This window comes from Saccharothrix sp. NRRL B-16314, from assembly GCF_000716595.1.
Classification (GTDB): Bacteria; Actinomycetota; Actinomycetes; order Mycobacteriales; family Pseudonocardiaceae; genus Actinosynnema.
This window is the reverse complement of record NZ_JNXC01000003.1, coordinates 379994-402399: the sequence shown is the minus strand read 5'-3', so window position 1 is coordinate 402399 and position 22406 is coordinate 379994. Positions and strand designations below refer to the sequence as shown.

23 protein-coding genes and 1 riboswitch are annotated in these 22406 nt (G+C 70.6%); of the genes, 2 read left to right on the top strand and 21 right to left on the bottom strand.

Translation table 11 applies throughout. The features are described from left to right. Positions 1–16: 16 nt before the first annotated feature. The 4 genes from OQ02_RS08965 to OQ02_RS08950 form a co-directional block, all read right to left on the bottom strand. A complete protein-coding gene (locus OQ02_RS08965) occupies positions 17–1336 on the bottom strand; it encodes an aminotransferase class V-fold PLP-dependent enzyme (protein WP_033437773.1) in 1320 nt (439 codons plus the stop codon). A 37-nt stretch (positions 1337–1373) separates the two neighbouring features. Then, a riboswitch (SAM riboswitch) is annotated at positions 1374–1487 on the bottom strand. Between the two features lie 65 nt (positions 1488–1552). Continuing rightward, the gene (locus OQ02_RS08960; protein ID WP_156076945.1) at positions 1553–3025 is read right to left on the bottom strand and encodes a potassium/proton antiporter; all 1473 of its coding nucleotides are present in this window, start codon (positions 3023–3025) and stop codon (positions 1553–1555) included. A 122-nt stretch (positions 3026–3147) separates the two neighbouring features. Then, complete coding sequence (locus OQ02_RS08955; RefSeq protein WP_033437771.1) at positions 3148–3420, bottom strand: DUF167 domain-containing protein; 273 nt, start codon at positions 3418–3420, stop codon at positions 3148–3150. Between the two features lies 1 nt (position 3421). Beyond that, positions 3422–3970, bottom strand: coding sequence for a TetR/AcrR family transcriptional regulator (locus OQ02_RS08950; protein WP_231499918.1), 549 nt, complete (start codon positions 3968–3970; stop codon positions 3422–3424). A 55-nt stretch (positions 3971–4025) separates the two neighbouring features. Here OQ02_RS08950 and OQ02_RS08945 point away from each other — a divergent pair, with 55 nt between their 5' ends. Further along, positions 4026–4484: a hypothetical protein gene (locus OQ02_RS08945; protein WP_033437769.1), complete on the top strand. Its 459-nt coding sequence runs from the start codon at positions 4026–4028 to the stop codon at positions 4482–4484. A gap of 95 nt (positions 4485–4579) precedes the next feature. On the opposite strand, the gene ileS is transcribed toward OQ02_RS08945, so the two are convergent. The 16 genes from ileS to OQ02_RS08865 form a co-directional block, all read right to left on the bottom strand. Next, positions 4580–7687 carry an isoleucine--tRNA ligase gene (ileS, locus tag OQ02_RS08940; protein WP_033437768.1) on the bottom strand — a complete coding sequence of 1036 codons (3108 nt, stop codon included), beginning with the start codon at positions 7685–7687 and terminating at the stop codon, positions 4580–4582. A 279-nt stretch (positions 7688–7966) separates the two neighbouring features. Next, on the bottom strand, positions 7967–8482 hold the full coding sequence (locus OQ02_RS08935) for a hypothetical protein (RefSeq protein ID WP_033437767.1): 516 nt from the start codon (positions 8480–8482) through the stop codon (positions 7967–7969). A gap of 28 nt (positions 8483–8510) precedes the next feature. After that, a complete protein-coding gene (wag31, locus tag OQ02_RS08930; RefSeq protein ID WP_033437766.1) occupies positions 8511–9335 on the bottom strand; it encodes a DivIVA-like cell division protein Wag31 in 825 nt (274 codons plus the stop codon). 45 nt (positions 9336–9380) lie between these two features. Continuing rightward, on the bottom strand, positions 9381–9665 hold the full coding sequence (locus OQ02_RS08925; protein ID WP_033437765.1) for a YggT family protein: 285 nt from the start codon (positions 9663–9665) through the stop codon (positions 9381–9383). 20 nt (positions 9666–9685) lie between these two features. After that, positions 9686–10303, bottom strand: coding sequence for a cell division protein SepF (locus OQ02_RS08920; protein ID WP_033437764.1), 618 nt, complete (start codon positions 10301–10303; stop codon positions 9686–9688). A gap of 70 nt (positions 10304–10373) precedes the next feature. Beyond that, on the bottom strand, positions 10374–11072 hold the full coding sequence (locus OQ02_RS08915) for a YggS family pyridoxal phosphate-dependent enzyme (protein WP_033437763.1): 699 nt from the start codon (positions 11070–11072) through the stop codon (positions 10374–10376). Continuing rightward, positions 11069–11773, bottom strand: coding sequence for a peptidoglycan editing factor PgeF (gene pgeF / locus OQ02_RS08910; RefSeq protein WP_033437762.1), 705 nt, complete (start codon positions 11771–11773; stop codon positions 11069–11071). Before pgeF ends, OQ02_RS08915 begins: the two co-directional genes overlap by 4 nt. Before the next feature lie 251 nt (positions 11774–12024). Beyond that, positions 12025–13380 carry a cell division protein FtsZ gene (ftsZ, locus tag OQ02_RS08905; protein WP_033437761.1) on the bottom strand — a complete coding sequence of 452 codons (1356 nt, stop codon included), beginning with the start codon at positions 13378–13380 and terminating at the stop codon, positions 12025–12027. Between the two features lie 209 nt (positions 13381–13589). Then, positions 13590–14102: a DinB family protein gene (locus OQ02_RS08900; protein ID WP_033437760.1), complete on the bottom strand. Its 513-nt coding sequence runs from the start codon at positions 14100–14102 to the stop codon at positions 13590–13592. A gap of 81 nt (positions 14103–14183) precedes the next feature. Then, complete coding sequence (locus tag OQ02_RS08895) at positions 14184–14954, bottom strand: cell division protein FtsQ/DivIB (RefSeq protein ID WP_033437759.1); 771 nt, start codon at positions 14952–14954, stop codon at positions 14184–14186. Further along, a complete protein-coding gene (gene murC, locus OQ02_RS08890) occupies positions 14951–16351 on the bottom strand; it encodes a UDP-N-acetylmuramate--L-alanine ligase (RefSeq protein ID WP_033437758.1) in 1401 nt (466 codons plus the stop codon). The genes OQ02_RS08895 and murC overlap by 4 nt, the downstream gene beginning before the upstream one ends. Further along, positions 16348–17451: an undecaprenyldiphospho-muramoylpentapeptide beta-N-acetylglucosaminyltransferase gene (gene murG / locus OQ02_RS08885; protein ID WP_033437757.1), complete on the bottom strand. Its 1104-nt coding sequence runs from the start codon at positions 17449–17451 to the stop codon at positions 16348–16350. The genes murC and murG overlap by 4 nt, the downstream gene beginning before the upstream one ends. Positions 17452–17502: 51 nt before the next feature. Next, complete coding sequence (ftsW, locus tag OQ02_RS08880) at positions 17503–18963, bottom strand: putative lipid II flippase FtsW (protein WP_051772054.1); 1461 nt, start codon at positions 18961–18963, stop codon at positions 17503–17505. An 80-nt stretch (positions 18964–19043) separates the two neighbouring features. Further along, positions 19044–19481, bottom strand: a complete 438-nt coding sequence (locus OQ02_RS40810; RefSeq protein ID WP_051772053.1) for an Imm1 family immunity protein — start codon at positions 19479–19481, stop codon at positions 19044–19046. 49 nt (positions 19482–19530) lie between these two features. Beyond that, entirely contained in the window at positions 19531–19725 is a 195-nt protein-coding gene (locus OQ02_RS08870) for a DUF397 domain-containing protein (RefSeq protein WP_442973584.1), read from the bottom strand. A gap of 16 nt (positions 19726–19741) precedes the next feature. Next, positions 19742–20590, bottom strand: a complete 849-nt coding sequence (locus OQ02_RS08865) for a helix-turn-helix domain-containing protein (RefSeq protein ID WP_033437755.1) — start codon at positions 20588–20590, stop codon at positions 19742–19744. 102 nt (positions 20591–20692) lie between these two features. Here OQ02_RS08865 and OQ02_RS08860 point away from each other — a divergent pair, with 102 nt between their 5' ends. Beyond that, positions 20693–21028: a hypothetical protein gene (locus OQ02_RS08860; protein ID WP_033437754.1), complete on the top strand. Its 336-nt coding sequence runs from the start codon at positions 20693–20695 to the stop codon at positions 21026–21028. 6 nt (positions 21029–21034) lie between these two features. On the opposite strand, the gene murD is transcribed toward OQ02_RS08860, so the two are convergent. Further along, positions 21035–22405, bottom strand: a complete 1371-nt coding sequence (gene murD / locus OQ02_RS08855; RefSeq protein WP_033437753.1) for a UDP-N-acetylmuramoyl-L-alanine--D-glutamate ligase — start codon at positions 22403–22405, stop codon at positions 21035–21037. Between the last annotated feature and the right edge of the window lies 1 nt (position 22406).

Sequence of the window (22406 nt, the reverse complement as noted above, 5' to 3'; positions counted from 1 at the left end):
TTGTCCAGCATGCAGGTCAGAGCAGGAACGGCGGGAGCGCGCGCTCGTCGTTCAGCGGTGCCCAGCGGCCGTCGCGGAGTTCGTACTCCCACCGCGAGCCCTCGGTGACGAGCGTGCGCAGCGCGGCCACGAAACGGTCCACGTGCTCTTCGGTCGTGCCCAGGCCGATGGACGCCCGCAGCGCGCGCTCGCCGTGCGCAAGACGGTCCACGGCGACGTGAGCGCAGAACGCGCCGTCACGCACACCGATGCCGTGCTCGGCGGACAGCGCGGCGGCGAGGTAGCCGACGTCCTGACCGCCGACGGTGAAGCTCACCACACCCACCCGGTCGTGCCCGGCCCCGAAGAGCGCCAGCTCGTGCACCCCGGGAACGGTCGCGAGTCCTTCGCGGAGCCGGGCCAGGAGCGCGCGCTCGTGCTCGGCGGTCTGCTCCCAGTGCCGACCCAGCACGTCACAGGCCACGGCCAGGGCGTGCACGCCCACCACGTTCGGCGTGCCGGCCTCGTGCCGCTCGGGCACCGCGGACCAGGCCACGCCCAGCCGGTCGCCGTGGTCCGTGACGCGACTCGTCGCGCCGCCGCCCACCAAGTACGGCTCGGCGGCCTGCAACCAGTCGGACCGGCCGACCAGCACGCCCGCGCCGAACGGCGCGTAGACCTTGTGCCCGGACAACACCGTGTAGTCGACGTCGAGCACGCGCACGTCGACCTGCCGGTGCGGTGCGAGCTGGGCGGCGTCCAGGGCGATCCGGGCGCCGTGCCGACGGGCCACCCGCGCCAGCTCCGTGACGGGCCACACCTCGCCGGTGACGTTGGACGCGCCGGTCACCACGACCAGGCGCGGGCCGACCGGCGCCTCGCGCAACGCCCGGTCCAGCTCCGACACCGCCGCGGCGGGCGAGTCGGGGGTGCGCAGGCGGCGCACGTTCGGGCCGCGCCACGGCAGCAGCGCCGCGTGGTGCTCGGTGTCGAACAGGATCACGGCGGTGTGCTTCGGCAGGCTCCTGGCCAGCAGGTTCAGCGCGTCGGTGGTGTTGCGGGTGAACACGACGGCATCGGTGTCGCGGGTGCCGAGGAAGCGGCGGACGGACGTCCGTGCCTGCTCGTAGACCTTGGTGCTGACCTGGGAGGCGAAGCCCGCGCCCCGGTGCACGCTGGCGTACCAGGGCAGCAGCTCGTCCACGGCGTCACGGACCTGCTCCAGGCACGGCGCGCTGGCCGCGTGGTCGAGGTTCGCGTACTCGACGCGTTCACCGGTCACCAGCGGCACGCGCAAGGTGGAACCGACGACGCTCGGGAGTGCGGAGGCGGTGATTCGGGGAACTGCGACGGTCATGACGCCCTCCGGGGGTCCGGGACCCCGTCCGAGAGGGAGCCCGCGCTTGCCGGGCGCCCTGCGCGCCAGGCCAGGTCCTCACCGGGGGCACCCCACCGCGGAGGAGGGTTGCCGGCCAGCAAGCCCGGGCTTGTCGCTGGCACTCATGACCTTCACGTCGAAGGTAACGCAGTGCGCGCGCTCACGTCGAGCGCGTTCACATCCTGGGAGACCCGGTCACGGCAGGCCGACGTCGCCCTTCCACCGGGCGAACCGGCCGGCCCGGTCAACGGCCCGGATGCGCTGCTCGGTCGCCGTGCGCATGGCCTCCGTGCACACGACCAGCAGCTGGTCGTGCTCCTGCAACCGCGTCGTGGGCTGCGGCGTGAAGCCGTCGTTGTCGCGCACCACGAGGCTCACCGACGACCCCGGCGGCAGCCGCAGTTCCGACAGGTAGACGCCGTGCAGCTTGGAGCCGCGCTGGATGCGCACCTGGAGGAGTTCCGCGCCCAGCTCGTCCAACGCCGACGAGTCGACCTGGACCTCCTGCGCCTCACCGGACTTGACCAGCTTCAGCCACTTGGCGAGCCACGGCAGGGTCGTGCCCTGCACCACGGTCAGCACCACCACCAGCACGAACACCGCGTCGACCAGCTGTTGCGCGCCCGGCACGCCCTGGATCAGCGGGATCAGCGCGAACACGATCGGCACCGCGCCGCGCAGCCCGGACCACGAGATGAACACCTGTTCCCGCCAGGGCACCCGGAACGGCAGCGCCGCGCAGAGCACCGACAGCGGTCGGGCCAGCAGCACCAGCACAGCGCCCGCGACCAGGGCGGGCACCAGCGCGTCGAGCAGCCTGCCGGGCGACGCGTACAGGCCGAGCAGCACGAACAGGCCGATCTGCGCGATCCAACCGAGCCCTTCGGCGAACGACAGGGTGTCCGCCCGGTGCGGCAGCCGCGCGTTGCCGAGCACCAGCGCGGCGATGTAGACGGCGAGGAAGCCGGACGCGTGCGCGACGTCGCCGACGGTGTAGGCGAGCAGGCACACGGCGACCGTCGCCAGCGGGTACAGGCCGGTGGCGGGCAGGGCGGCGCGGCGCAGGCCGACGCCGCCCAGCCAGCCGAGCACGATGCCGATCACCGCGCCCGCGACGAGTTCGTAGGCCATCAGCAGCGGCGCGGTCCACGTGATGGGTTCGGGTGCGGCCAGCAGCACGACGGCGATGTACACCGGCGCGTCGTTGATGCCGGACTCCAGCTCCAGCGGGCCGATGAGCCGCTTGCCCACGCCCACCCCGCGCAGCACGCTGAACACGGCCGCGGCGTCGGTGGACGACAGCACCGCGCCCCACAGCAACGCGGTGCGCCAGTCCATGTCCAGCAGGAAGTGCAGGGCGAACCCGGTCACCGCGATGCTCACGCCGACGGACACCGTGGACAGCGCGATGCCCAGGCCAAGCGCGGGCCGCACCTCACTCCACCGGCTGGTGAGACCACCCTCGGTGAGGATCAGCACGAGCGCGGCCGTGCCCAGCGACCGGGTCAGGTCGGCGTCCTCGAACTGGATGCCGACGACGGCCTCGCCGAGCAGCACGCCGATGCCCAGGTAGAGCAGCAGCGACGGCAAGCCGAGCCGGATCGACACCCTGACCGCGATGACCGAGAGCAGCAGAACCGCGGCGGCGATGCCGAGGAAGCCCGTCACACCGCCCACTCGACCTCCACGCCGTCGTCACCGCTGTTGTCACCCGTCGGGTCATTCTCCCTGGTGACACCGGGATGGACGAATCCGGAACAGAGCGGAGCGCCACCGGCCGAAGATCGCGGCTAGCGGTCGAGCAGTCGGGCCAACAGCTCGGCGGCGCCGGTCGGTGCGTGATCGACCTGGACGACCTTGTCCCGGCCCCGCTCGCCCGCGACCACGTCCACGTCCTGCTTCCGCACGCCGAACGCCTTCGCCAGCGCCTTCCGCACGGCCTCGTTCGCCTTGCCCTCCACGGCGGGTGCGGCGACCGCGACGACGAGCGCGTCGTCACCCCACCGGCCGCCGACGGCCTCGCGCTTCGCACCCGGCTTCACCCGGATCGTGAACCGGAACACATCAGGCACGGTGGGTCATGACGGTCAGCGTCTCCTCCACCAGCGCCCGCCGCGCCTTGACCAGGTCCGGCGCGGACGACAGCAGCTGTGCCTGCCCGAGGTAGACCGAGTAGGCGAGGACGGACCGCTGGCGGGCCTGCTCGACGGTGAAGCCGAGTTCACCGAAAAGGTCTTCCAGGTAGCCGATGCGCCGGTCGGTGACGCGGCGCAGCACGGGTGCCACGACCGGGTCGTCCTTGGCCGCGAGCAGGGCCAGCTCGACCGCGCTGTCCTCGACGTTCTCCAGCACCCTGCCGAACAGCAGCCGCAGCTTCTCCAGCGGGTTCGACACCGATTCGACGATCTCGATCACGGCCTCGGTGCGCTTGCGCTCCCAGCGTTCGAGGGTGGCTCTGAGCAGGGCCTCCCGGTTGGGGAAGTGCCAGTAGGCGCTGCCCTTGGTCGCGCCGAGCCGCGCCGCGAGGGGTTCCACCGCGACGGCCGCCACCCCGCCCTCGGCGAGCGCCCTGAGGGCCACCCCGGTCCAGTCGTCCTGCGTCCGCCTTGCCACGGCTCCATACGCTACCGTACGGTCACCGAACATACGGTGGCGTATGGAGGTTGCGATGATCGAGAACGTGCACGTCCGGCAGATCCCCGACAGCGCGGGCGTGATCGACGAGGTGGTGGAGCTGTGGCCCTCCGCCTGGCCGCCGCTGGTCCTCGACCGGCCGCTGGGCGTCGGCGCGAAGGGCGGCCACGGGTTCGTCCGCTACAGCTGCACCGACTACGTCCCCGGTCGGCGCGTCGAGTTCACCTTCGGGCCCGGCTTCGGGCTGGTAGGGACGCACACGCTGGAAGCCGTGCCGGGCGGGCTCCGGCACGTCCTGACCGGACGGACGCGTGGCCTGATGCGACTCGGCTGGCCGCTGGCCGTGCGGTGGCTGCACGACGCGCTCATCGAGGACCTGTTCGACAAAGCCGCCAACGCCCTCGGCCACCCGCCCGTGCACCGGGCCCGGTGGTCCCCCTGGGTCCGGATGATGTACGCAGCGGCCAAGCGGAGCGTCAAGCAACCCGCTTGACCGGCGTCCACCCCGGACACCGGCACCCGGACGCGCGCAACGTGAAGGGGGACCGGGCAAAAGCTCCCGGTCCCCCTTCACGTGCCACGGCTGCGTCAGACCCGGGCGACCGCCACCCGGACCTGCCGACCTTCACCGACGACGCCGTCCGAGCCCTCGGTGACCTCGCCGTACTCGACCGACCCGGTCAAGGTCTCCTCCTTCACGAACACCTCGAACTGCCGCACCGCCGCGTCGACGGCCGGCGGCAGCTGCAACGTCAAGGCGATCCGGTCGGACACGTCCAACCCGGCGTCCTTGCGCGCCTGCTGCACCACGCGCACCAGGTCACGGGCGATGCCCTCGGCCGCCAGCTCCTCCGTCACCACGGTGTCCAGCACGACCAGCCCGCCGCCGTTCGGCAGCGCCGCCGTCGCACCCCTGTCCGTGGCCACCAGTCGCTGCTCGTACTCCTCCGGGAACAGCTCGATCCCGGCCGCCACGACGCGACCGTCCACTTCCCGCCAGTCACCGGCCTTCACGGCCTTGATGACCTTCTGCACCTCAGGCCCGAGCCGCGGCCCGGCGGCACGCGCGTTGACCGCCAGCTCGAAGTGGCCGTGCGCGTCCACGTCGGTGGTCAGCTCGACCTCCTTGACGTTCACCTCGTCCCGCAGCACCTCGGCGAACGCCTCCAGCTGCGCCACGTCCGCGGAAGCGATCACCAGCTTCGCCAGCGGCAGCCGCACCCGCAGCCTGTTCGACTTCCGCAGCGACAACGCCGTGGACGCCACCTGCCGCACCTTGTCCATCGCGTCCACCAGGGCGGCGTCCGCGGGCAGGTCCGCCGCCGACGGGTAGTCCGCCAGGTGCACCGACCGGTCACCGGTCAGCCCGCGCCACACCGACTCGGTGGTCAGCGGCAGCAACGGCGCGGCCACCCGGCACACGACCTCCAGCACGGTGTGCAGCGTGTCGATCGCGTCCTGGTCGCCCGACCAGAACCGGTCCCGCGACCGGCGCACGTACCAGTTGGTCAGCACCTCCAGGAACTCCCGGATCGACGCGCACGCGCCCGAGATGTCGTACTCGTCCAGCTGCGCGGTCACGCCCGCGACCAGGTCGTGCGTCTTCGCCAGCACGTACCGGTCCAGCACGTGCCCCGAGTCCGTCCGCCACTTCCCCTCGACCCCGTCCGCGTTGGCGTACAGGGCCAGGAAGTACCAGGAGTTCCACAACGGCAGCACGGCCTGCCGCACCGCGTCGCGGATGCCGCGCTCGGTCACCACCAGGTCGCCGCCGCGCAGGATCGGCGACGCCATCAGGAACCAGCGCATGGCGTCCGAGCCGTCGCGGTGGAACACCTCGTTGACGTCCGGGTAGTTCTGGCGCGACTTGGACATCTTCTGCCCGTCGTCGCCCAGCACGATCCCGTGCGCCACGCAGTTGCGGAACGCGGGCCGGTCGAACAACGCCGTGGCCAGCACGTGCATGGTGTAGAACCAGCCGCGCGTCTGGCCGTTGTACTCGACGATGAAGTCACCCGGGTAGTGGTCCTCGAACCACTCGGAGTTCTCGAACGGGTAGTGCACCTGGGCGAACGACATCGAGCCGGACTCGAACCAGCAGTCCAGCACCTCGGGCACGCGCCTCATCACGGACTTCCCGGTCGGGTCGTCCGGGTTGGGCCGGGTCAGGTCGTCGATCGTGGGCCGGTGCAGGTCCGTCGGGCGCACGCCGAAGTCGCGCTCCAGCTCGTCCAGCGAGCCGTAGACGTCCACCCTCGGGTACTCCGGGTCGTCCGACACCCACACCGGGATCGGCGAGCCCCAGAACCGGTTGCGGGAGATGTTCCAGTCGCGGGCGTTCTCCAGCCACTTGCCGAACTGGCCGTCCTTGATGTGCTCGGGCACCCAGTTGATCTGCTGGTTCAGCTCGACCATCCGGTCCTTGAACCGCGACACCGCGACGAACCACGACGACACCGCGCGCTGGATCAGCGCGTTGTCGCACCGCCAGCAGTGCGGGTACGGGTGGTCGTAGGTCTCGTGGCGCAGCAGCAGACCCGCTTCCTTCAGGTCGCGGATGATCGGCTTGTTGGCCTCGAAGACCTGCAACCCCTCGTACGGCGGCACCTCGACGGTGAACCGGCCGTGCGCGTCCACCGGCACGACGACCTCGATGCCGGCCGCGTCGGTGACGAGCTTGTCCTCCTCACCGAAGGCGGGGGCGATGTGCACCATGCCCGTGCCGTCCTCGGTGGTGACGTAGTCGGCGGCCAGCACCTGGTGCGCGTTCTCCCGGCCGACGAAGAAGTCGAACGGCGGCGCGTACCTCCGGCCCACCAGGTCGGCGCCCTTGCAGCGGGCCACGACCGGCGGCTCCTCGCCCAGCTCACGGGCGTACGCGGGCACGCGGGCCTCGGCGAGCAGGTAGCGCTCGCCGTTCGCCTCGACCGTCACGTAGTCCACGTCCGGGTGCACGGCGGCGGCCAGGTTCGACGGCAGCGTCCACGGCGTCGTCGTCCACACCAGGGCCAGCTCGCCGGTCTCCAGCCGCAGGCCGACCGTCACCGCCGGGTCCTGCCGGTCCCGGTACGTGTCGTCCATCTTGGTCTCGGTGTTGGACAGCGGCGTCTCGCAGCGCCAGCAGTACCAGAGCACCCGGAAGCCCTCGTAGACCAGACCCTTGTCCCACAGGGTCTTGAAGGCCCACATGACGCTTTCCATGTAGTCCAGGTCGAGGGTCTTGTAGTCGTTGTCGAAGTCGACCCAGCGGGCCTGCCGGGTCACGTAGTCGCGCCACTGGTCGGTGTACCGGAGCACCGACGTGCGGCAGGCCTCGTTGAACTTCTCGATGCCGAACGCCTCGATCTCGCTCTTCGACGAGAACCCGAGCTGCTTCTCCGCCTCGACCTCGGCGGGCAGGCCGTGGGTGTCCCAGCCGAACCGGCGCTCGACGTGCTTGCCGCGCATGGTCTGGTAGCGCGGGACGACGTCCTTGACGTAGCCGGTGAGCAGGTGGCCGTAGTGCGGCAGGCCGTTGGCGAACGGGGGGCCGTCGTAGAAGACGAACTCGTTGGCCCCGTTGTCCCCGGCGGGGCGGGCGTCGATGGACGCCTGGAACGTCCGGTCGGACTTCCAGAAGTCGAGGACACCCTCTTCGAGGGCGGGGAAGGACGGCTGGGAGGGAACGGAACCCTCGCCTGCCTTCGGGTAGGCCATCGTGCTGCTCCTCGCGTGCGTCCAACCGGCTCACGGGGACGACACGCCGGTCACGGCGCACCGCGGTACCACCCCGCTTGCCAGGGCGCGAAGGCACTGGCCTCTCTTCTACGGCTGTGACGGGCCGCTCCCGTCCGGTTCTACTAGGGCTCGCGCCCGTTCTTCCGGAGGCTCCCCGGTGATGGCCGGATCAACGCCTTGCTACCTCCCAGGGTAGCCGAAGCACGCAAACCGCTTTTCCCCGAGACGAGCGGTACCCGTGCGAAGGGCACGCGGGGGTCAGGGGGTGGGGCGCTCGGCGTCGGCCCGCTTCTCGGCCGCGAGGCTGGAGTCCGGGCGGCACACCGCGCACGGCGTGAAGCCGAGCTGGCGGGCCTCGTTGACCGGCAGGCCCAGAGACGCCCGTGACGCTAGCCAAGGGCACGCGGCGAGGTGGTAGCGGGGACGTTCGTCCAGCACCCGCACCTCGTGGGTGAGCTCGCTCACGACGAGGGCGTCGCCGGCGTCCGTGTCCTCCTCGCCAGGCTCGACTTCTGCCTGGTCAGGTGGCCCCGGAGCGTCTTCGACCCCCGTCCCGCCCTGATGATCACCAACGGTAACCTGATGATCAACAGTGCCGGTGCCGGCAGCCGGGGCGCCCGACCGGTGACGAAGCCACCAGTCGAGCACGAGGACCACCGCAGCGGCCCCGCTCGCACCCACGGACAACCACGCCCAATAGGTCTGGGCGCTGGTCAGCGCGGGCACGAGCAACCCCAGGGCTGCCAGCACCAACAGCAGGACTATGTAGAGCACGTCCAGCAGACTAGATCAGCAACGCCGATCAGCCGGCCTCGGCGCGTGCCCCGAAGGAGTAGCCACCCTGCTGACGCCCGTCGGACGGCGCGGCAGGACCCCGGTCCTGGAGGTCGCGCAGCGACGACTCGAGCATCGTCTTGAGCCGGGTGCGGTACTCGCGCTCGAACGTCTGAAGCTTGTCGATCTGCTTCTCGAGCGTGTTCTTCTCCTGGGTGATGTTGCCCATCACCTCGGCGTGCTTGCGCTGCGCGTCGCGGTCGAGCGCGCTGGCCTTCTCGCGGGCCTGCCGCTCCAGCGTCTCGGCGCGGGTTCGCGCGTCGTTGAGCATGGTCTCGGCACGCGTGCGCGCCTCGTTGACCATCGTGTCGGCCTTGGACCGCGCCTCGGACAACAGCTGCTCGGACTTGGTCCGCGCCTCCGACAGCATCCCGTCGGCCTCGGCCTTGGCCTCACCGGTGAGCCGGTCGGCCATCTCCTGGGCCAGGCCCAGGACCTTGGCGGCCTGCACGTGGTGGTCGCCACCACCGCCGCCGCCACCGGGAGCGGTCTGCTCCAGCGCCGAAGGGGGCGGCACCGGGGCGAGCCTGCGCGGCTCGTCGACGACACGGCTCGGGCCGACACCCGCGGCAACCTTCGCCCGGGCGTCTTCGAGGTCGGCACGCGCGGTCTCGACCTGCTGGTCGAGCTGCTCGACCTGCTGGCGCAGGTCGTTGTTCTCCTCGATCAGGCGAGCGAGCTCGCCTTCAACCAGGTCGAGGAACGCGTCCACCTCGTCCTCGTTGTAGCCCCGCTTGCCAATCGGCGGCTTGCTGAACGCGACGTTGTGCACGTCCGCGGGGGTCAACGGCATCAGATCACCTCACGCACTCCTGGGCTGTGGACATCCCTGGTCCCCTCACCTGGGATCGGCTACTCGCATCAGAATGATAACGACCAGCAACAGCACAATAATGGACAAGTCCAGTCCGATGCCCCCGATCCGCACCGTCGGGATGATCCGACGCAGCAGCCGGACCGGGGGATCGGTCACGGTGTAGACGGTCTCAAGCGCCACCGCGACACCGCCCGCAGGCCGCCATCCTCTGGCGAAACTACGAACGAGTTCCACGACGACACGCGCCGTGAGCAGCAGCCAGAACGAGAACAACACGTAGTAGACCACGAGCCAGAGGGCATCCACAGCGTCAACTGTGCCATCACTCAGGGCTGGTTGAGGAACCCGCCCTCCGCGAGGCGCCTCCGGTCCTCAGCCGTCACGTCGATGTTCGGCGGTGAGAGAAGGAACACCTTGTTCGTCACCTTGTCGATTGAACCTCGCAGGGCGAACGCGAGCCCCGCGGCGAAGTCGACCAGCCGCTTGGCGTCCGCGTCGTCCATGTCGGTGAGGTTCATGATCACCGGCGTGCCGTCGCGGTAGTGCTCGCCGATGGTCCGCGCCTCGTTGTAGCTGCGCGGGTGCAGCGTGGTGATGCGGCCCAGCGGGTGGCTCGGCGGGTCGGCCGCGGGTCGCAGCCTGCCGACGGGCTCACGCTGCGGTTCGACGGCCAGCGCGCCCTGCGTCTCGGGGCTCCACGAACGCCGTGGACGAGCGCCGCGCTCCGGCTCGAAGTCGTCCGCCTCGTCCAGCTCGGCGCGGTAGCCGTTGAAGGAACGACGACGTGCGGTCCGCTGCTCGGGGTAGGGCTCGTACTCCTCCGAATCCGTGTACTCGGGCCGGTAGTCCGCGTAGCGGCGGTCCTCCTCGTAGGCGGCAGGGTCGTCGGCGTACTCGGCGGGAACCATCCCGAAGTAGGCCTTCAGCTTGTGAAACCCGCTCATGGCTTGAGCCCTTCCTCCGCCGAGATCCCTACCCGAAGGACGTCGCGGCCGTCCCAGAGGTTCCGGACAGTTACGGCGAGGCTAGCCTCCGGCTGCCCAGCAACGCTGTTCCGACACGCACGCAGGTGGATCCCCGCGCGATGGCGTCCTCAAGGTCACCGCTCATCCCCGCCGAGATCACGGTGGCATCGGGATGATCGTCCCGCAAGCGGGTTACCGCTTCATATAGAGAGGCAAACGCCACCTCTGGAGACATCCCAAGGGGTGCGACGGTCATCACACCCCGCAGGAGAAGTTCACTCGATAGTGCTATGTGATCGGCCAGTCGCGGAAGGTCACCGATCGGGTGACCGCCGCGGGCCTCGTCGCCGTCGATGCTGACCTGGATCAGCACCTCCACCGGCTCGACCGCGGCCTTGGCGATGGCGTCGGCGAGCCGGACCGAGTCGACCGTGTCGATCCGGTGCGCCCAGCGGAGGACGGACTTCGCCTTGTTCCGCTGGAGCGAGCCGACCATGTGCCACTTCGCGGGCGCGCCCGGCCGCAGCCCCGCGAACTCGGCCGTCTTGCGGTTGGCCTCCTGGTCGCGGTTCTCGGCGAAGTCGGTCAGCCCGAGGTCGCTCAGGATCGCCACGTCCTCGGCCGGGAACGTCTTCGTGACGGCCAGCAGGTCCACCTCGTCCGGCGAGCGGCCGGCCGCCGCGCACGCCGCGGCGATCCGCTCCCTGACCTCGGCCAGCGACAGGGCCAGCTCTTCGCGCCGGTTCACGGTTCCATCCAGATGACGCCCGCGAGCCGCCCCGTCCCCGGAGTGCGGCGGTGGCTGAACAACGACTTCTCCTCGAACGTGCACCGCGGGTCCAGGCCGAGCCTGCCGACGCCCGCGTCCGCGAGTTGCTGCCAGAGACCGGCCCGCAGGTCCAGCGCGGGTTTGCCGGACCTGGTCTTCGACGCGCTGCCGGGCAGGTGCTTGTCGACGTCGGCGCGCATCGCGGCGGGCACCTCGTAGCACTGGCCGCAGACGGACGGGCCGAGCAGCACCTCGATCCGGTCCTTCCGGGCACCCAGCTCGACCATGCGGTCCAGGGTCGACGGGACGACGCCGACACGTGCGCCGACGCGTCCGGCGTGGACGGCGCCGATCACGCCCGCCTCGGGGTCGCCGAGCAGCACCGGCACGCAGTCCGCGGTCAGCACCACCAGCGCCAGCCGTTCGCGGGCGGTGACGACGGCGTCGGTGGCCTCCAGCGGCTCGTCGACGGGTCCGTCGACCACGGCGACGGTCCGCCCGTGCACCTGTTCCATCCACACCAGGCGTTCCGGTCCGAGCCCGATGCCCTCGGCCAGCCGCTCCCGGTTGGCCGTGACGGCGGCCGGGTCGTCACCGACGTGGTCGCCGAGGTTGAAGGAGTCGTACGGCGGCTTGGACACGCCACCTTCACGGGTGGTCACGACACGACGGATGCGCACACCCCAAGCTTCCCAGACCCCGCACCCCAGTGAGTCCTACACCCAGAACGCGTGAGTCCTACGTTCAGAACACGCGAGTCCTACGTTCAGAACGCGTGAGTCCTACGTTCGCGTACCCCGAGTTCAACGCTCAGGACGGCTCTGGACGGCCGCCCGTGTTCTGAACGTTGAACTCGGGGGTTCGGAACGTAGGACTCGGGTGTTCTGAACGTAGGACTCGGGTGTTCTGAACGTAGGACTCACGCGGGTGGTTAGCGGCGCATGAACGGGGGCACGTCGACCTCGTCGTCGGGGTCGTCGGTCACCGGAACGGCCCGGCTCGGCAACGTGCCGCCGGTGTTCCCCTGCAGCCCCGGCGTCAGCGACCTCGGCATGGTCGGCTGCGGCGTCCCGTACGGGGACTGGCCGTTGCCCTGGCCGGGCTGCTGCTGCGGCACGACAGGACGGGGCGGCACGACCGGGGGCTGCTGGTCCACGTGCTGCGACACCTGCTGCGACACGGGCTGTTGGTGCGGCTGCTGGTGCTGGTGCTGCACGGGTTGCAGCTGTTGGTGTTGCTCCGGCTGGGTGTGGTTGACCTGACCCGCGGTGGCGGTTGCCACCGGGGTGCCTCGCGGCGGGCTGGACAGAGCCTGTGGCTCCAGCTTCTTGTGCGTCGGCCCGCCACTGTCAAAACCCGCCGCGATCACCGTCACACGGACCTCGTCACCGAGCGAGTCGTCGATGACCGTGCCGAAGATGATGTTCGCGTCGGGGTGCGCGGCTTCCTGCACCAGCGAAGCCGACTCGTTGATCTCGAACAGCCCGAGGTCGCTGCCACCGGCGATCGAGAGCAGCACGCCGTGCGCACCCTCCATCGACGCTTCCAGCAGCGGCGAGTTAATCGCCTTCTGGGCGGCTTGGACAGCTCTCCCCTCGCCACGCGCCGAGCCGATGCCCATCAGGGCACTGCCCGCGCCGGACATGACCGACTTGACGTCGGCGAAGTCGAGGTTGATCAGACCGGGGGTGGTGATCAGGTCGGTGATGCCCTGGACACCGGACAGCAGCACCTCGTCCGCCGAGCGGAACGCGTCCATCAGCGAGACGCCGATGTCGCCGAGCTGGAGCAGCCGGTCGTTGGGGATCACGATGAGGGTGTCGCACTCGTTGCGCAGGGCCTGTATTCCGTCTTCGGCCTGCTTGGCGCGGCGCTTGCCCTCGAACGAGAACGGTCGCGTGACCACACCGATGGTCAGCGCGCCGAGCTTGCGGGCGATCGAGGCCACCACGGGCGCGCCACCGGTGCCCGTGCCGCCGCCCTCGCCGGCGGTCACGAACACCATGTCCGCGCCCTTGAGGACTTCCTCGATCTCCTCGCGGTGGTCTTCGGCGGCCTTGTGGCCGACTTCGGGATTGGCGCCGGCTCCCAGGCCGCGGGTGAGTTCGCGGCCGATGTCGAGCTTCACGTCGGCATCCGACATGAGCAGCGCCTGGGCGTCGGTGTTCACCGCGATGAACTCGACACCCTTGAGCCCGACCTCGATCATGCGGTTGACGGCGTTGACACCGCCACCGCCGATGCCGACGACCTTTATCACCGCGAGGTAGTTGTGCGGGGGCGTCATCGGTCCGCCTTCCTGATCGTGTCCGTGCTCATGTGCTGGAGTGGATGACCACCGGTGTCACAGCCCGGACGGATCTCCACCCGGATTGAAACTCTCAACCAGAGGTTCAGAGTTATGTCAACCCCGTATGTTCCTGCTGGACGTTATGCATCGGGAATGCCTCGGTCCAGCAGCCACGCCGTGTTGTGTCCTGACCGGGTGAGCGGTCTCTACTCTCCGGTCACCCCGTCGAGCAGTTCCCGCACCACGTCCAGGTGCCCCGCGTGCCGACCCGTTTCCTCGATCATGTGGATCAGCACCCAGCGCACGGAAAGCACCTTGTCGCCGCGGAACGCCACCTCGTGGTCGAGGTCGAGGCCCGCGACGAGTTCGCGACTCGCCGTGCACTGCGCAGCGTAGTCGTCGATCAATAGTGAGATCGTCTCACCCGGCTCGACGCGCCAGTCCGCGTCCGGATCCTCCCGGGTGTACGGGGCCGCGCTGGGCCGTCCGGCGAGGGCGACGTCGAACCAGAAGTGCTCGACCCAGCGCAGGTGCTTGACGATGCCCGCAGCGGTGTTGAGCTGCGACGGGAGCAGGGATCGCCGGGCGTCCTCGTCGCTCAGACCGGCGCACTTCAGCTCGATCGTGCCGCGCAGGTAGTCCAGGAATCCGCACAGCAGGGTGCGTTCGTCGCCGGTGAAAGGAAGTTCGATCCGGTTGTCCACCGGCGTCTGCGTCATCCGCGAAGTATCACCGCCGGGCGCGGGCGGAGCGATCGACTTCCACCGTGGACCGGTGTGGCGGGATTCACCACACCGATCTCAGGACACCGTCGGCAGTTCCGGGCTGGACACGTCGAACACGGAACCCTTCCGGGTCATCAGGACTTCCAGCACGGCGGCCTTGCGCGGGGTGTCGGCGGACGAACCCCAGCGGGCCTCCCGACCGGCGCTCAACGTCACCCTGACGTCCGACGGCGTGTCCGCGGTCACGATCAGCACTTCACGGCGCAACGCCTCGGGCAGCTGCGTGATCACGCCGATCGCGGCGGCGAGCGCGTCCGGCCCCACCCTCAGCTCCGGCAGCCCGGACGGCGGTCCGGTCACGGTGGCGTAGTCCTTGGCGGTCGCGTCCACGAGGTGCGCGCCGTCCGGCGAGTTGATCACGCCGACCGGTTCGCGCTCGTCCACGGTGAGCCGCAGGGTGCCGGGCGGCAGCCGTTCGACGTGCACCCCGGCGACCCGGGGCAGTTCGCGGACCCTGGCGTCGACGGCGTGGACGTCCACCCGCACCAGTGGCGTGCCCGCCTCGACCGCGGCGGCCTCGCGGACCTCGTCCGCGGTCAGGTTGACCGCGCCGCGCACCTCGACCGCGCGGACGCCGAGCACGGGCGTGAACCAGACCGTGCCGACGACCGCCGTCACCGTGACCATGATCAGGATCGCGATGAGCCGGCGCCGCATCACCGCGCGCTGGTACGGCCGCCGCACCGGACGGCGTGGCCTGCCGCGCGGCGCGCGTCGACGCGGCGCCGAGCGGGAGTCCGGGCCGGAGGCGGTGGCCGGGCGGCGACGCGACGCCGTCGTACTCATGTCCGATCAAGCTCCCCGACGATCTCCGGGCCGAGCATCGTGACGTCGCCCGCGCCCATGGTGACGACCAGGTCGCCCTCGCCGACCAGGCTCTTGACGAGCGCGGGCACCCGGTCGAACGACGGCTCGTAGAACACCTTGCCGACGTCCAGCGACACCAGGCCGGACACCAGCGCGCCGGTGACACCGGGCTCCGGCTGCTCGCGCGCGCCGTAGACGTCGAGCACCACGACGGCGTCGGCCAGGCCGAGGGCCGCGGCGAACTCCTCCGCGAACAGCCTGGTCCGCGAGTACAGGTGCGGCTGGAAGACCACGACCAGCTTGCCGTCACCGGCGACCGGCCGGGCGGCGGCGATCTGGGCGGACACCTCGGTCGGGTGGTGGGCGTAGTCGTCGTACACCCGCACGCCCGCGGCCTGCCCCTTGTACTCGAACCGCCGGCGCACGCCGCCGAACGCGGCCAGGCCGGCCAGCACGCCCTCCCGGTCCGCGCCCAGTTCCAGCGCGGCGACCAGGGCGGCGAGCGCGTTGCCCGCCATGTGCTCGCCGGGCACGGAAACCCGCACGTCCAGCACCTCGTCGCCGTCCAGTTCGACCTTGACCAGGCTGCCGCCGTCCTCGGGCCGGTAGTCGAGCAGCCGGGCCGAGCCGGGGCCGGAAGCGGAGCGGCCGTACAGGCGGACCCGGATGCCGAGCTTCGCGGCCCGTTCGGCCAGCGCCGCCGCGCCCTGGTCGTCCGCGCACGCGACGAGCACGCCGTCCGGCTTGATCCGCTCCAGGAACGAGTCGAACACCGCCACGTACGCCTCGACGGTGCCGTGGTGGTCCAGGTGGTCCGCCTCGACGTTGGTCACGACCGCGACCGACGGCGAGAAGAAGAGGAACGAGCCGTCGCTCTCGTCGGCCTCGGCGACGAACACGCCGCCGGTGCCCTGGTGGGCGTTGGCGCCGGACTCGTTGAGGTCACCGCCGATCGCGAAGGACGGGTCCATCCTGCAATGTTGCAGAGCGACCGTGAGCATCGACGTCGTGGACGTCTTGCCGTGCGTGCCGGCGACGCAGGCCACCCGGTGGTCCAGCATCAGCGCGGCCAGCGCTTCGGCACGCCGCAGCACGACCACACCGCGCGCGCGGGCTTCGACCAGCTCGGCGTTGTCCTCGCGGATCGCGGTGGACACCACGACCGCGGTGGGGCCGGCGGGCAGCTGGTCGAGGTTCGCGCCGGCGTGGCCGACCGCGATCTCCGCGCCCTGCGCCCGCAGCGCGAGCACGGTGCGGGAGTCCTTGGCGTCCGAGCCGGACACCTGCGCGCCGCGCGCCAGGAGGATGCGCGCGATGCCGCTCATACCGGCACCGCCGATGCCGACCAGGTGCACCCGGTCCAGGACGTCGCTCACTTCTTGACCACCTCGAGCACGATGCGGGCCAGTACCTCGTCGGCTTCACGGTGGCCGGTGCGCAGCGTCGCGGCGGTCATCGCGGCCAGCCGGTTCCGGTCGGCGACGAGCGGCACCACGTTCGCCGAGACCCACTCGGGCGTCAACTGGTCGTCCGGCACCAGGATGCCACCGCCGGCGGACACCACGGTGCCCGCGTTGAGCGCCTGCTCGCCGTTGCCGTGCGGCAGCGGCACGAACACCGCCGGCAGGCCGACCGCGGACACCTCGGCCACCGTCATCGCGCCGGACCGGCACAGCACGGCGTCCGCCGCCGCGTAGGCGAGGTCCATCCGCTCCAGGTACGGCACCGGCACGTACGGCGGCGCACCGGGCACCGACTGGACCGCCACCGTGTTCTTGGGGCCGTGGGCGTGCAGCACGGCGATCCCGGCCTGCGCGAACGCCGAGGCCGCGCCGGAGACCGCGTTGTTGATCGAACGGGCGCCCTGCGAGCCGCCGAACACCAGCAGCGTCGGCGCGGTCGGGTGCAGCCCGAAGTGGGCGCGGGCCTGCGCGCGCAGCGCGGCGCGGTCGAGCGAGGTGATCGAGTAGCGCAGCGGGATGCCGATGATCTCCGCGTCGGTCAGGCCCGAGTCGGGCACGGCGGCGGCGACCCGTTCGGCGAACTTCGCGCCGACCTTGTTCGCGAGACCGGCCTTGGCGTTGGCCTCGTGCACCACGATCGGCACCCGACCGCGGGCGGCGAGGTACGCGGGCAGCGCGACGTAGCCGCCGAAGCCGACCACGACGTCCGCGCCGACCCGTTCCAGCACCGCACGCGTGTCGCGGACCGCGGCACGCACCCGCAGCGGCAGCTTGAGCAGGTCGGGCGTCGGCTTGCGCGGCATCGGCACCGGCGGGATCAGCTCCAGCGGGTAGCCGCGGGCCGGCACGAGTCTGCTCTCCAGACCGCGCTCGGTGCCCAGCGCGACCACGCGCGCGTCGGGCCGCAGCCGCATGACCGCGTCGGCCAGGGCCAGGGCGGGCTCGATGTGCCCGGCGGTGCCGCCCCCGGCGACCACCACACACGGTCCGACCTGCTGGGGAACCCTGGTCACGCACTTCCTCCTCGTATCGGTGAACCGCTCCGCGAACCGCGTCGCGGACGGCTAGCGCCCGTCACGGCGCCTGGACCGCACGTCCCGGTCCTGGCCGGCCTTTCGGGATTCGCGACGACGGTACTCCGACGGCGGAGCGTGACGACCGGCCATCCGCCTCTCGTCCACGGGCGGCGGCGCGGCCTTGCGACCGCGCGGCGGCGTGGACGGCCGTGAGGGACGGCGCTTCGGTGGCGGCTTGTACGCCTCCGGCGCGGGCAGCTTCAGCGCGCCACCGACCCTGCCAGGGCCGAGCTTGCGCAACGCCGAGACCGCTTCCGGTTCGTGGCGCGCGCAGTTGGCCAGGATGCCGAACACGAGCATCGTGGTGACGACGGACGTGCCGCCGGAGGAGATCATCGGCAACGTGATGCCGGTGACGGGCAGCAACTGGACCACGTAGCCGATGTTGATCGCGGCCTGCGCGACCAGCCACACGGTCAGCGTCGCGGACACCATCCGGATCCACGGGTCGGTGTTGCGCGCGGCGATCCGCAGGCCGACGACCGCCAGCAGCCCGAACAGGCCGAGCACCAGCAGGCAGCCGATGAAGCCGAGTTCCTCGCCGATGACGGCGAAGATGAAGTCGCTGTGCACGTTCGGGAGGTAGCGCCACTTCGAGCTGCCGTTGGTGAGCCCCTTGCCGAGGAACCCGCCCTCGGCCAACGCGTAGAGCGCCTGCAACGCCTGGAGCCCGTTGCCCTGCGGGTCCGCCTCCGGGTTGAGGAAGGTCTCCACCCGTTCCAGCCGGTAGGCCGCGCCGAGCGCCAGCACCACCGCGCTCGTCACCGCGGCGACCGCGATGACGCCGAAGATCCGCATCGGCGCGCCGACGAACCACAGCAGGCTGATCAGCACGACACCGAGCGTGATCGTGCCGCCCAGGTCGGGTTGCAGCATCACCAGCGCGAACACCAGCATCGCCACCGGCACGACCGGGACGAGGAGGTGCCGGTACTGGTCGAGCAGCGCGCGCTTGGTGACGAGGACGTGCGCGCCCCACAGCGCCAGCGCCAGCTTCGCCGGCTCGATCGGCTGGAACGAGACCGGTCCCACCTTGAACCACGACTGCGCGCCGTAGTCCATCGTCCCGAGTGGAGTGAGGACCAGGACCAGCAGGATCACGCAGACGAGCATCGCCATCGTGCTGACGTGCCGGATCGTGCGCAGCGGGATGCGCAGGACGACGAGGAACACCACCGCGCCCACGCACACGTACAGCAGTTGCTTCTTGAAGACGCTGTAGGCGGACTCACCGGCTGCCGCGGCGTCCGGTGCGGACGCGGACAGGACCATGATCAGGCCGAGCACGGTCAACATGCCGAAGATGGCGAGCAGCAGGTGGAAATCCGCCAACGGCCGACCGAGCCAGGCGGTCAACGACGTCCGCACCGTGACGGCACGCCTCGCGCGCCCGGTACGCCGCCGCGCTCCGGGCGGTCGCTCCACCGGAGTACGGTCCACCGCAGTCATGCGCCCATCGTCTCCCCCTGCGGGCGGCGAAAGCCGACAATCCGCCGCGTGTCGCCCATCGCGACCATGATCACGCCAGGCTACCCGGCCGAAGCGGGCCGCCACTGGACGATGGTGGGACGGGTGGCGGTGGTCCGGAACTGGTCGATCAGATCGATCAGCGTGGCGGGCGCAACGCCGGTGCCGGGGAGGAAGTGGTCACCCGCCGTGGTGCGCCACGCCGGGGACGACGGTTCGCCGACGATCCGGCTGACCTGATCGGAGTCGGTGAACTCCACGTAGCCGAAGCCCTGGAAGAAACCGACGACGACGTGGTGATCACTGCCCACTTCGCCGGTGAACCCGTTGGTCAGGAGCGGGCGCTCGGTGTGCATGAGGACTGCTTCGCTGGTGTCCGGTCTGGCCAGGAGGTCCACGAACTCCCGGACGTCGGCCCGTGACCCGAGTTCGACTTCGTGCGTCGCGCGCTCCCACTCCGTGCCCGGTACGAAGTCGGTCCACGTGGCCATGATCGTCATCGCTCAACCCCCGGATGTGATTCGGGGGCCATCATCCCGCACCACCGGATCAGGCGTGGTCGAAAGCGCTCCGCTTGGCGGTGGTCAGGAACGCGGCCATCGAGCGGTCGGTGAAGGTCAGGGTCGGGCCGGCCGCGTTCTTGCTGTCACGGACCCGGAACGCGTCGACCGACGAGGCGACCTCCACGCAGTTGCCCCCGGCACCGTTGCTCCGGCTGCTCTTGCGCCACTCCGACCACATCATGCGCTCCCAGGACGAGCTAGAGACCGGCGATCATCCTCTTGATGAACTCGGCCGACTCCCGCACGTCGAGAGCGGTGGCCCGGAGGTGATCCAACACCAGGCTATACCGCTCCAGGTCCGAAACCTCGTCCAGATAGACGCCGCCGGTCAGGTTGTCCACGTAGACGATGCTCGGGTAGCCCTGGAACCGCAGCAGCGAGAAGGCGGTACCCATCGCCATGTGCAGCCCCTTCTGGAACGGGAGCACCTGCACGACGACGTTGGTCATCAGCGACACCGCGAGAAGCTGCTCCAACTGCCGTCGGTCCACTTCGCGGTCGCCGGTGGTGCGGCGTAGGGCGGCCTCATCCACGATCGCCCACACCGACAACGAGCCATCGGTGACCCTGCGCTGGCGGGTCTGCCGCAGGGCGACCTTCCGCTGGACCACTTCGTCCGGGACATCGGGCGAGTAGGCCCGCAGCACCATCGCGGCGTATTCCTCGGTCTGGAACAAGCCTGGGATGAGGTCGATCTCGAAGGTGTTGACCATCGTGGCCTCGGACTCCAGCACCACGAAATCCGAGAACCAGTCGACCAACCCGTCCCCGAAGGCGTGCCAGCGCCCGCGCTGCTTCGCAATCCGCGCGAGTCGCTCCAGCCAAGCGAGGGTGTCGGCGTCCGCGCCGTACAGTTGGCCGAGCGCCCTGGTGTCCACTATGGACACACCGGTGCCACCGGCCTCGATGCGGCTGATCTTGGACTTCGAGAAGGCCAGCGCCTCGACCACGTCGTCGAAGCTCTTGCCGGCCTGCTCGCGGAGTTGGATCAGCGCCTTGGCCAGCAGTCGCCGCCGGATACCCGGACCGGTGTCGCCTTGCGTCATGATCCGACTGTATCGGCAATATGCCTTATCGAACGGGTGAAGTTTGCGATATGCCTATGCGAGATATTGCAGATCGGGGCGGCTTGGAGCACCTTATGCCCCATGATCTCCGACGCGCTGTCTCGTGCCTTCTCCCTGTTGGACCAGGACATGCTCGGCTACCTCGACGCGGTCGAGGAGTTGACCGACGCGCACGAGGCCGACGAAACCGTCCTCGCCGTGGCACGGACCGAAGTCCCCCGTCTGATCGCGGCCCTGCGCGGCACGCTGGGCAATCACCAGGCCGACATCCTCGGCCTCTGCCTCGGCTGCGCACCGACGTGGACCGACGGCCGGTTCACCCGCACCCCGTGGCCCTGCCCGGTGATCGACGCCGCCCACACGTACCTGAAAGACCCGACCAGCATCTACCCGGACCTCGGCCAGCGGTCCCGTTGAACCGGTTCAGCCCTGTTCGGTCAGCTTCAGCACGGCCCCGGTGAACGCCTGCCCGCGATGGGCGTAGTCGCTGAACATGTCCATCGACGCCGCCGCCGGCGCCAGCACGACCGCATCCCCCGGCTGCGCCATGGACCGAGCGGCGCGCACCGCGTTCTCCATGTCGGCAGCGTCAGCGCCTTCCAGCACGGCCACCGGCACTGACGGCGCGTGCCTGGCCAACGCCGAAGCGATCACCTCGCGGTCCGTCCCGATCAACACCGCCCCGCGCAGCCGGTGCCCTTCCGAGCACACCAACTCGTCCACCGACGCACCCTTGAGCAACCCGCCGGCCACCCACACCACGCTCTCGTGCGACCGCAACGACGCCGCCGCCGCATGGGGGTTGGTGGCCTTCGAGTCGTTGACGTACGACACCCCGCCGACCGTCGCCACCAGCACCGCCCGGTGCGCCCCCGGCCGGAACCCGCGCAACCCCCGCGCCACCGCCGAAGCCGGAACGCCGTGCGCGCGGGCCAGGGCCGCCGCCGCCAACGCGTCGGCGATCCCAGGAGGCCCACCGGGACGGACGTCCGCCGCCGGCAGCAACACCGTGTCCGAAGCCCCGAACGCCCGGTCCACCAACTGCCCGTCGTGGACCCCGAGCTGCCCTTCCTCCGGCGACCCCAGGGTGAACCCGACGTGCGCCCGCGCGGGCGACCGCGTCAGGAGCCGCGCCACCACCGGGTCGTCCACCCCGCCGATCCCGACCTCACCGGTCAGCACCCCGGCCTTCGCCGCCGCGTACGCCTCGAACGTCCCGTGCCAGTCCAGGTGGTCCTCGGCCAGGTTCAGCAGCACCCCGGCGAACGGCCGCACGGACGGCGACCAGTGCAGCTGGAAGCTCGACAGCTCCACCGCCAGCACCCGACGCCCGGCCAGCAACGCGTCCACCACCGGCAACCCCACGTTGCCGCACGCGACCGCGTCGAGCCCCGCCGCGCGCAGGATCGACTCCAGCATCCCGACGGTCGTCGTCTTGCCGTTCGTCCCGGTCACCGCGAGCCACGTCGGCGGGTCGGCCAGTTCGAGGCCCATCCGCCAGGCCAGCTCGACCTCGCCGATCACCTCGACACCGGCCGCGGCAGCCGCGACCAGCAACGGGCTGGACGGGCGCCACCCCGGGCTGGTCACGACCAGGTCGGTCCCCGGAGGGGGCACGGCCAACCCGCGCACCAGCGTCACGCCGGGCAGCAGCTGTTCCAGCGCGGCGAGGTTGTCGGCCGAACCGTCGGTCACGGTGACCACGGCGTCCGCCGCCAGCAACGCCTCCGCCGCGGACCGGCCGGTGACGCCCGCGCCGGCGACCAGGACGTGACGACCTGCGAGGAATCCCATG